General features: G+C 44.6%; 10 protein-coding genes. All 10 read right to left on the reverse strand.

Annotation, left to right across the window (positions count from 1 at the left end):
- Positions 1–1,539, reverse strand: a 1,539-nt coding sequence (gene lysS, locus WMO25_RS10525; protein ID WP_349085294.1) for a lysine--tRNA ligase, incomplete at its 3' end; no start/stop codon positions are given.
- Positions 1,540–1,678: 139 nt separating this feature from the next.
- On the reverse strand, positions 1,679–2,161 hold the full coding sequence (gene greA, locus WMO25_RS10530) for a transcription elongation factor GreA (RefSeq protein WP_015512764.1): 483 nt from the start codon (positions 2,159–2,161) through the stop codon (positions 1,679–1,681).
- 226 nt (positions 2,162–2,387) lie between these two features.
- On the reverse strand, positions 2,388–3,404 hold the full coding sequence (gene dusB, locus WMO25_RS10535; RefSeq protein ID WP_349085296.1) for a tRNA dihydrouridine synthase DusB: 1,017 nt from the start codon (positions 3,402–3,404) through the stop codon (positions 2,388–2,390).
- 47 nt (positions 3,405–3,451) lie between these two features.
- Positions 3,452–4,252: a type III pantothenate kinase gene (locus WMO25_RS10540; RefSeq protein ID WP_349085297.1), complete on the reverse strand. Its 801-nt coding sequence runs from the start codon at positions 4,250–4,252 to the stop codon at positions 3,452–3,454.
- Complete coding sequence (locus tag WMO25_RS10545) at positions 4,236–4,583, reverse strand: DUF6145 family protein (protein ID WP_015512761.1); 348 nt, start codon at positions 4,581–4,583, stop codon at positions 4,236–4,238. Before WMO25_RS10545 ends, WMO25_RS10540 begins: the two co-directional genes overlap by 17 nt.
- 61 nt (positions 4,584–4,644) lie before the next feature.
- Positions 4,645–5,622 (reverse strand): biotin--[acetyl-CoA-carboxylase] ligase, encoded by a 978-nt coding sequence (locus WMO25_RS10550; protein ID WP_349085298.1) that lies wholly within the window; start codon positions 5,620–5,622, stop codon positions 4,645–4,647.
- 145 nt (positions 5,623–5,767) lie between these two features.
- Positions 5,768–6,427: a phosphatase PAP2 family protein gene (locus tag WMO25_RS10555; RefSeq protein WP_349085299.1), complete on the reverse strand. Its 660-nt coding sequence runs from the start codon at positions 6,425–6,427 to the stop codon at positions 5,768–5,770.
- Between the two features lie 366 nt (positions 6,428–6,793).
- Positions 6,794–7,720, reverse strand: coding sequence for an SPFH domain-containing protein (locus tag WMO25_RS10560; RefSeq protein ID WP_349085300.1), 927 nt, complete (start codon positions 7,718–7,720; stop codon positions 6,794–6,796).
- 1 nt (position 7,721) lies between these two features.
- Positions 7,722–8,159, reverse strand: coding sequence for an NfeD family protein (locus WMO25_RS10565; RefSeq protein WP_349085302.1), 438 nt, complete (start codon positions 8,157–8,159; stop codon positions 7,722–7,724).
- Between the two features lie 186 nt (positions 8,160–8,345).
- Positions 8,346–8,915, reverse strand: a 570-nt coding sequence (locus WMO25_RS10570) for a TrmH family RNA methyltransferase (RefSeq protein WP_349085301.1), incomplete at its 5' end; no start/stop codon positions are given.

An 8,915-nucleotide genomic window follows, 5' to 3' on the forward strand; every position in this document is an offset into this window, starting at 1 on the left:
TTTTTCAGGTGCTTCAGAAGCTGTATTATTTACATCATTTTTCTTATTTACACCATCTAAGGACTTCATTGTCGGGAACAATAATACATCACGGATAGCCTGGCTGTCTGTCAGCAGCATTACCAGACGGTCAATACCGTAACCGATACCACCTGTTGGCGGCATACCGATTTCCAGAGCATTCAGGAAATCTTCATCTGTATGGTTAGCTTCATCATCGCCGGCTGCAAATGCTTCTTCCTGTGCAGCGAAACGTTCTCTCTGATCAATCGGATCATTCAGCTCTGAGTAAGCATTACACATTTCACGGCCGTAAATATACAGCTCGAAACGTTCTACCAATTCAGGATTGGATGGTTTCTTCTTAGTCAATGGTGAGATTTCAATCGGATGATCTGTGACAAATGTAGGCTGAATCATCTTGTCTTCACAGAATTCTTCGAAGAAGAGATTGATGATGTCACCCTTCTTGTGACGTGCTTCATAAGCAACATGATGCTCGTCAGCCAGTTTCTTGGCTTCTTCATCTGTCTTCACTTCTGTAAAATCTACACCTGAGTATTTCTTAACTGCATCCATCATTGTGATACGTTCAAATGGCTTGGACATATCAATAATCGTGCCATTATAGCTGAGTACTGCGCTGCCGCAGACTTTCTCTGCAAGGTAACGGAACATACTCTCTGTCAGTTCCATCATGCCTTCATAATCTGTGTAAGCCTGGTATAATTCCATCAATGTAAATTCCGGATTGTGACGGGTATCAACACCTTCATTACGGAATACACGGCCGATTTCGTAAACTCTTTCAAGACCGCCGACGATCAGACGTTTCAGATAAAGCTCCAGAGAAATACGAAGCTTCACATCTTCATCCAGCGCGTTGTAATGTGTCTCGAAAGGTCTTGCTGCTGCACCGCCTGCATTGGATACAAGCATCGGCGTCTCTACTTCCATGAAGCCGCGGCCGTCAAGGAAGTTACGGATTTCCTTAAGAATCTGGGAACGTTTGATAAATGTATCTCTGACTTCCGGATTCATGATCAGATCCACATAACGCTGACGATAACGAATATCTGTGTTTGTCAGGCCATGGAACTTCTCAGGAAGTGTATGCAGACTCTTGGAAAGGAGTGTGATCTCTGTTGCATGAATAGAAATCTCACCTGTCTTTGTCTTGAAAACTTTGCCCTTGATGCCAATGATATCACCGATATCAAACTTCTTGAATGCCTGATACGCCTCTGTACCCAGTTCATCTCTTGCTACATAGGACTGAATATCTCCCTGCAGATCACGGACATTGCAGAAAGAAGCCTTACCCATGACACGCTTCTGCATCATACGGCCGGCTACAGTCACTTCCTGACCTTCAAGTTCATCAAAATTGTTCTTAATCTCCATGCTGTGATGGGTTACGTTATACTTAGTGATCAGAAACGGGTCATTGCCTGCTGCCTGAAGGTCAGCCAGCTTGCCGCGTCTGATTTTATCCTGTTCACTGACATCTGGTGTCTGATTGTTCTTTGCCTCTGCCACTTTGCTCTCTCCTGTTCTATTCGATAACTGATTGTTGCGTTTCCTATTACTAAATTCAAGGGCTTACTCATAGAATTAAGCCCTTGTCCATATTAAGCTTTTGCAAGTACAAAAAATGATTACTTGCGATTGCTGAAAATTAAGCTCTTGCAATCTCAAGGATCTTGAATTCCAGGTCACCGGAAATAGTCTCAACAACGATTGTCTCGCCAACCTTGGAACCGATAAGTGCTGCACCTACCGGTGATTCATTGGAAATCTTGCCGTTTAATGCATCTGCTTCTGTAGAACCAACGATTGTATATTCCACTTCTTCGTCCATCTCTACGTCATATAACTTCACACGGCTGCCGATACCGACAGTATCTGCATCCACTTCATCCTGGCCAACAACTTCTACATTCTTCAGAAGTTTCTCGAGTTCTTCGATACGTGCTTCTATATCTCTCTGCTCGTCCTTAGCTGCATCGTACTCAGCATTTTCAGAAAGGTCGCCCTGTTCTCTCGCTTCCTTGATCTTCTGGGCAACTTCCTTACGTTTGTATACCTTCAGATCAAATAATTCATCTTCCAACGCTCTTAAACCCGCAAATGTCATAATATTCTTCTTTGTCTCAGCCATAATAAAATATCCTTTCTATAACTATTATTCTATCTTTCACCTGAACTGCTCAGTCATTCTCAAAATGTTCATACTTCAGGCTGGATCCATCTTCTGCAATCCACCATACAGTATAACTGCAGAACTATCTATTTTATCCAGCATACATCCCTGTATTATATCTTATTGACATTTCACTGTCAACTGATTCCTTCACTTAAACCCTTGATTCATGCCATATTTTTCGTCATGATCCATTGTTTTTGTCATGAGCTTTCATACCGCCTTCGCTGTATGCCAGCCAATCTGCCAAAAGCTGTTTCAAAGCTTCATAAGATTCCACTTCATTCACAGCCTGACGCATTCTGGCGGAACCGTGATAACCGGCTGTATACCAGGCCACATGTTTGCGCATCTCTCGGATGCCCTGATATTCTCCCTTGTAACGGATATGCATTTCCGCGTGACGCAGCATCATATCTGTCATCTCTTTCAGCGACGGTTTCTCGTGAAGGATTCCCTTCTCCAGATAATCAATGATATCTCTGAACAGCCATGGGTTGCCTCTGGCGCCTCTGGCTGCCATAATGGCATCACATCCGGTCTCTTCAATCATCCGCTTTGCATCCTGAGGGGTAAAAATGTCGCCATTTCCGATAACCGGAATCTTCACGGCTTCTTTTACCCTGCGGATGATCTCCCAATCGGCCTTTCCGCTGTAATACTGTTCTCTCGTTCTCCCGTGGACAGCAACAGCCGCAGCGCCATTGGCCTCCGCAATTTTGGCCATCTCTACAGCATTGATATGATCATCATCAAAACCTTTTCTGATCTTGACCGTCACCGGCTTGTCAATGGCTTCCACCAGACTTCTGACGATCCGGCCTGCCAGCTCCGGCTGCTTCATCAGTGCGGACCCTTCACCGTTATTGACAACTTTTGGCACAGGACATCCCATATTGACATCCAGCACATCAAAATCTCTGTCTGCAATCATTCTTACCGCTTCCGCCATGATATCCGAGTCTGAACCAAACAGCTGCAGAGACACCGGGCGTTCCTGTGGCACAGTTTCCATCAGAAGAAATGTGTTTTTGTTCTTATAAGTAATGGCTTTTGCACTGACCATCTCCGTACAGACCATGCCGCATCCCTGTTCGCGGCAGAGCACACGAAATGGCAGGTCAGTAACGCCTGCCATCGGTGCCAGTATAACGGGACGATCAATGCAAAGATTTCCAATTTGTAATGGTTTCATCATCATATGCACAATATTTCCCTTTTATTCCTGCTTCAATGTCTATCATTGACTTAGTTCTGAATTTTCCTGCTCTTCCTTCCGGCAGCCACATTTTTATAATAAATAATGCGCAGCCCCTGAAGGGTCAGAATATTATCATAAATATCAATGACATCTGTTTCGTCGGCAATCACCTTGCCGAAACCGCCTGTTGCCACCACTTTGATATTCTCAAGACCAGATTCCTCTTTCATCTTGCGGACAATGTATTCAGTCTCCCCAATGGTACCGTACACGATTCCGGCCTGAATGCACTCTGTTGTATCCTTCGTCAGAATTGTCTTCGGCTTTCTAATCTCCACTTCCGGAATTCTGGCTGCATCACTGGTCAGCGCCTGAACACTTGTCTGAATACCCGGTGCAATAACAACGGAATCCAGCTTGCCGTCCTCTAAAACCAGCTGATAGGAAGTCGCTGTTCCGTAATCAATGACAATGGCCGGCACACCGTATAATTCCTTGACAGCCGCTGCATTGACGATCAGATCAGAACCTGCTTCCTTCGGGTTCTCTGCACCGACTTTCACTCCTGTCTTCACTCCCGGTCCCACAATAACCGGATGCACATGAAAATATTTGATACAGGCATTGGTCAGCGAATACATGACATTCGGCACAACAGAAGCGATAATAACGCCTTCTATCTCATGGTGACTGGCATTGGATAAACGAACCAGATCACGCAAAAGCACACCATACTCATCGGATGTTCTCGGAACCTTTGTGGTCACACGATAAATCTTCAGAAGCTTCTCTCCCTTGAAGGTACCCAATGTGATATTTGTGTTGCTGACATCAATCGCCATTATCATCTTCAATATCCTCCCCTAAAAAGAAAACTTTATAATAGGTCTCCAGTGACTCAAATAATTCCTGTTTCTCCTGCTGCATCTGCTTAATCTTCAACACACTGCCGATCTCATCATAAAGAAGATCGCCTTCATCGGCAGATGTATTGAGTTCAAGATTGCCGTTTTCATCAAATTCAAGGGACAGCACACCGCCTACATCTTCCGTGAACAACACGCACATAATCTTCAGCTCATCCTTAACATGCTGCGGCAACCCTTCAAAATTCTCATTCAGATAAAACTTCTTCTCGTATGCACTTGAAGCACATAATACCATTTTATCCTGAAACATATTCTTCCTCCTTCATATACCTGCCCGTTTCTGCTCAGGGCAAGTCCTTCTCATTCTAGAACTATACATACCCAAGAACGCCTCTGACCGAGACTTCCCCCGATATCACCGATGTTGTCGTTCCATCATCCCTCTCAACAAGAAGCGCACCTTCCGCATCAATGCCTCGGGCAGTTCCTTCATACCGATGGCCGCGTTCCTCAATCATCACTCTGCGGTCCATATTCACAAGGCGCTGATTATAAGCATCCACCATCAATGCCAAATTCTCTGTCTGCACAAAGAGATCATAATACTTCTCAAACGCTTTCCAGGTATCTGCAATAATCTCCGCCCGTTTGTAATAGGCGCCTGTGATCACATGCATGGATGCAGCAACCGACGCAATATTCTCTGGAAAATCATCTGTATTCACATTGATCCCGATGCCGATCACAACATAATGGATATTGTCCTGTTCTGAACTCATCTCTGTCAGGATTCCGCACACCTTGCGGCCGTCGATCACGATATCATTCGGCCATTTAATGGCACATCCTTCCACACGGCTGCTGATAGCATCATAAACAGCCATCGCTGCTACCAGTGTCAGCATAGACGCTGACATCGGATGAATCTGCGGTCTCAAAAGAATACTCATCCAGATGCCGCTGCCCTTTGGCGAATGCCAAGGACGGCCTCTTCTGCCTCTGCCGGATACCTGACGCTCAGCGACCACAAGTGTTCCATGCGAAGCCCCCTGTTCTGCCAGCATCTTAGCTGTCTGATTGGTCGATGCCTGTTCTTCTTCATAGACAACCGGCCGTGCCGCCCATGATGTCTCAAGGAGACTCTCTACTTCTTCTGCTGTCACAAGGTCCGGTGTCTGCACCAACCTGTACCCTTTATTTTTCACAGCATCAATGACATAGCCCTCTTCCTTCAGTTGATTCATCACTTTCCAGATGGCTGTTCTTGACACGTCGAACATCTGACACAGCTCCTGGCCGGACACATAGTCCTCTGCCTCTCTGAGACACTTTAATATCTTTTCCTTCATGTCACGACCTCCGCTTATATTCATTCCATATGAACCCATATGATACGATATTAACCTATTTTGATTAAATTATCAAGAGCTGCAATAAAAAGAATGTGCCGCATCTCCCCTCTGTAAGGAAATGGACACATTCCATTCAATCTGTTTATGAAGCTTTAACATTGTATTCGCTTTCTCTTGAATCATCAAAAGCTGACTTGTATGACAGCGGATACAAAATCAATCCAAGTACGCATGCCCAGAATACATCCACAACTGAATGCTGTTTCAGGAAAAATGTTGACATACAGATTGCAAGGGCCAGTATGTAGGAACCCACATGAACCAGCTTCTTGTGCTTAAAGGCATTGGAATGCTGGATAACCGTATTGATTGCAATACTGTTGAACACATGGATCGACGGGCAAACATTCGTTGCCGTATCCACAGACCAGATCATGTCTACCAGTCTTGAGAAAATATTGTTATTGGTTATCTCCGGTCTCAGATTCAATCCATTCGGAATCAGTGTGTAAATAATCAGGCAGACAATCATACCGGTGAACATATAACGACAGGCATGATAAAAATCATCTCTTGACTTTATGTAAAAATAAACAAATGTACCGGCGATCCACACAAACCACAGCAAATACGGCACGATAAAGTATTCACAAAATGGAATCTTATCATCCAACTTCGAATGTATCATCAAAACCGGCTGTGCATACTTCTCCAACAGGGAAAACCACGTAAAATAAACAAGCATAAAAACACTCACAAACTGCAATGGATGATTCAAGGTCCATTGTCTCAATTTTCTCATAGGAACTCCTCCACAACTTATTATAATTATTATGGTCGACTAAAAATTATTTTCTTTCTTGATACAAACAGAAGTATACACCCATTTTTTAAAGATTGTCTATCTAAATTCTGAAAAATTTCTTAAACATTCTCGTTATAAGTTTGTAAAAAACTATGAGAAACACGCTCCGCGAGTTTCTCAAGTTATCGCGGCCTCTACACTCCGTTTCGGTCGTTGCTAAACAAGCGCCACTGGCGCTTAGCAACGCCAAAGTCTCGTGCAAGCACGGACTTTGGCTCGTTGTTCGCGTAAAATACAAGCCGCTGTACAACCTGCACAGCGGCTCGCCTAATCTTAGGTGAAAATTTACATATCTTCTAAGCGTTATTTGGCATCTGCCTCTTTGACAACTTCCGCAATAGAAGTGGCAAGACCTGCAATACCCTGAATATCTGACGGAATAATGATCTTCGTGGCCTTACCGTCAGCCGCCTTCGCAAAAGCTTCCAGACTCTTTAACTGGAGAACAGCTGAATCTGCACCGGCTTCGCGAATGAACTTGATACCATCAGCATTGGCCTGCTGAATCTTCAAAATAGCCTGCGCTTCACCTTCTGCCTCACGGATCTTCGCTTCCTTCACAGCTTCCGCACGAAGGATCGCAGATTGCTTATCTGCCTCAGCCTGCAGGATCACAGATTCCTTATGGCCTTCTGCCTTCAGGATTGCAGAACGTTTCTCACCTTCTGCGATCAGAATGGATTCTCGACGTTCACGTTCAGCCTTCATCTGTTTCTCCATGGCATCCTGGATCGCAGATGGCGGGATAATATTCTTCAGTTCGACACGATTGACCTTGATGCCCCATGGGTCAGTGGCTTCATCCAGTGTTGAACGCATCTTGGCATTGATGATCTCACGGGATGTCAGCGTCTCATCCAATTCCAGATCACCGATAATATTACGCAATGTTGTTGCTGTCAGATTCTCAATGGCCATGATCGGATTCTGAACACCATAGCAATACAGCTTCGGGTCTGTAATCTGATAGAAGACAACGGTATCAATACGCATGGTAACGTTATCCTTCGTAATAACCGGCTGAGGTGCAAAATCTACAACCTGTTCCTTCAGGATAACTTTCTTGGCAACTTTGTCAATGATCGGCATCTTGATATGAAAACCAACCGACCAGGTTCCCTGATAGGCACCCAGACGCTCAATAACATAGGCATGGGCCTGGGGAACGATCTTCAGGCAGGATGCTAAGATCAATAACAGGATAATAATTAATACAATCACTAAAATCATATTAGTCTCCTTTCTTCTGTCCTTCGACAATGAGTTTCACGCCTTCAATACCAACAACAGTGACAACGTCACCTGTTCTGAAAATGATGGTATCATCCGAGCTTCTTGCTGTCCATTCCAGACCATTGATCACAACCTGACCTTCACTCTTCAGGTTATTGATATCCGCAATGACTCTGGCTGATTTGCCAACCAGAGCCTCCGTATTCGTCTTGACCGTTCTGGTATTCAGATACTTCACAGCCCATGGTCTTGTGAAAAACAGCAGTACAACAGATACAACTACAAAAACGCCAATCTGGATTCCCTGATTCAATCCGAGCAACGCTGTCAGAAATGCAAACAGAGCGCCTGCTGCAAACCAGATTGTCGTCAACCCCAGCGTCATAATCTCTATGATCAGCAGAACTGCCATCAATGCCAGCCAGATAATCTCCATTTGTTCCACGCAAATCCCTCCTTGCCTCATTCTATTCCTCATCTGCGTCAAATATCTGTAGTTGTCTTCATCATATCATTTTTTACGGTTGATGTCTATATCATTCCTCATTATTTAAAACAATTGACATTTGATATGTTAATAAATCTGAATTTTCTGAATCTTTTCTTACAAAATGATAACAATTTACAATTGTTCTCTTCTCTGGCGATTCGCCTCATACATCAGCACCGCCGCTGCAACCGCTGCATTCAGCGATTCAAGCTGTCCTCCCATAGGAATTCTGATGTAATCCGTGGCACTGTCAGCCGCTTCCTGCGTCAGGCCATTGCCTTCATTGCCGATGAGAAATCCTGAAGGCTGTCTGTAGTCTTCTCCGTCATAGGTATGCTTTCCCTTTAAATGGGCCGCATACAACCGAATGCCCTGTGCTTTTGCCATACGGATAGTCTCACAGAAATCATCCACATAGACAAACGGCATTCTGTACAGAGAACCCATTGTAGCCCTGATGGTCTTCGGATTATAAATATCTGTCGTTTCACGGCTCATAATGATCCCCGTTACGCCGGCTCCTTCCGCTGTCCGCATCATGGTGCCGAGATTACCCGGATCCTGGATATTCTCAAGGAACAGCAGCAATGCATCCGGCTGCTTCATAATAGCGTCCAGACTGTTCTCCTGCTGTCTGACAACCGCCATAATTCCCTGAGGTGTCTGTGTATCGGAAACCTGTCGGAATACCTGATCATCCAC

The organism is Coprococcus intestinihominis (assembly GCF_040096555.1).
GTDB lineage: Bacteria > Bacillota > Clostridia > Lachnospirales > Lachnospiraceae > Coprococcus_A > Coprococcus_A intestinihominis.

What these genes read in the sequence shown, in the direction of transcription:
- greA (WP_015512764.1), bottom strand. Translation starts at nt 2,161, where the DNA reads ATGGCTGAGACAAAGAAGAATATTATGACATTTGCGGGTTTAAGAGCG.
- dusB (WP_349085296.1), bottom strand. Translation starts at nt 3,404, where the DNA reads ATGATGATGAAACCATTACAAATTGGAAATCTTTGCATTGATCGTCCC.
- WMO25_RS10540 (WP_349085297.1), bottom strand. Translation starts at nt 4,252, where the DNA reads ATGATAATGGCGATTGATGTCAGCAACACAAATATCACATTGGGTACC.
- WMO25_RS10545 (WP_015512761.1), bottom strand. Translation starts at nt 4,583, where the DNA reads ATGTTTCAGGATAAAATGGTATTATGTGCTTCAAGTGCATACGAGAAG.
- WMO25_RS10550 (WP_349085298.1), bottom strand. Translation starts at nt 5,622, where the DNA reads ATGAAGGAAAAGATATTAAAGTGTCTCAGAGAGGCAGAGGACTATGTG.
- WMO25_RS10555 (WP_349085299.1), bottom strand. Translation starts at nt 6,427, where the DNA reads ATGAGAAAATTGAGACAATGGACCTTGAATCATCCATTGCAGTTTGTG.
- WMO25_RS10560 (WP_349085300.1), bottom strand. Translation starts at nt 7,720, where the DNA reads ATGATTTTAGTGATTGTATTAATTATTATCCTGTTATTGATCTTAGCA.
- WMO25_RS10565 (WP_349085302.1), bottom strand. Translation starts at nt 8,159, where the DNA reads ATGGAGATTATCTGGCTGGCATTGATGGCAGTTCTGCTGATCATAGAG.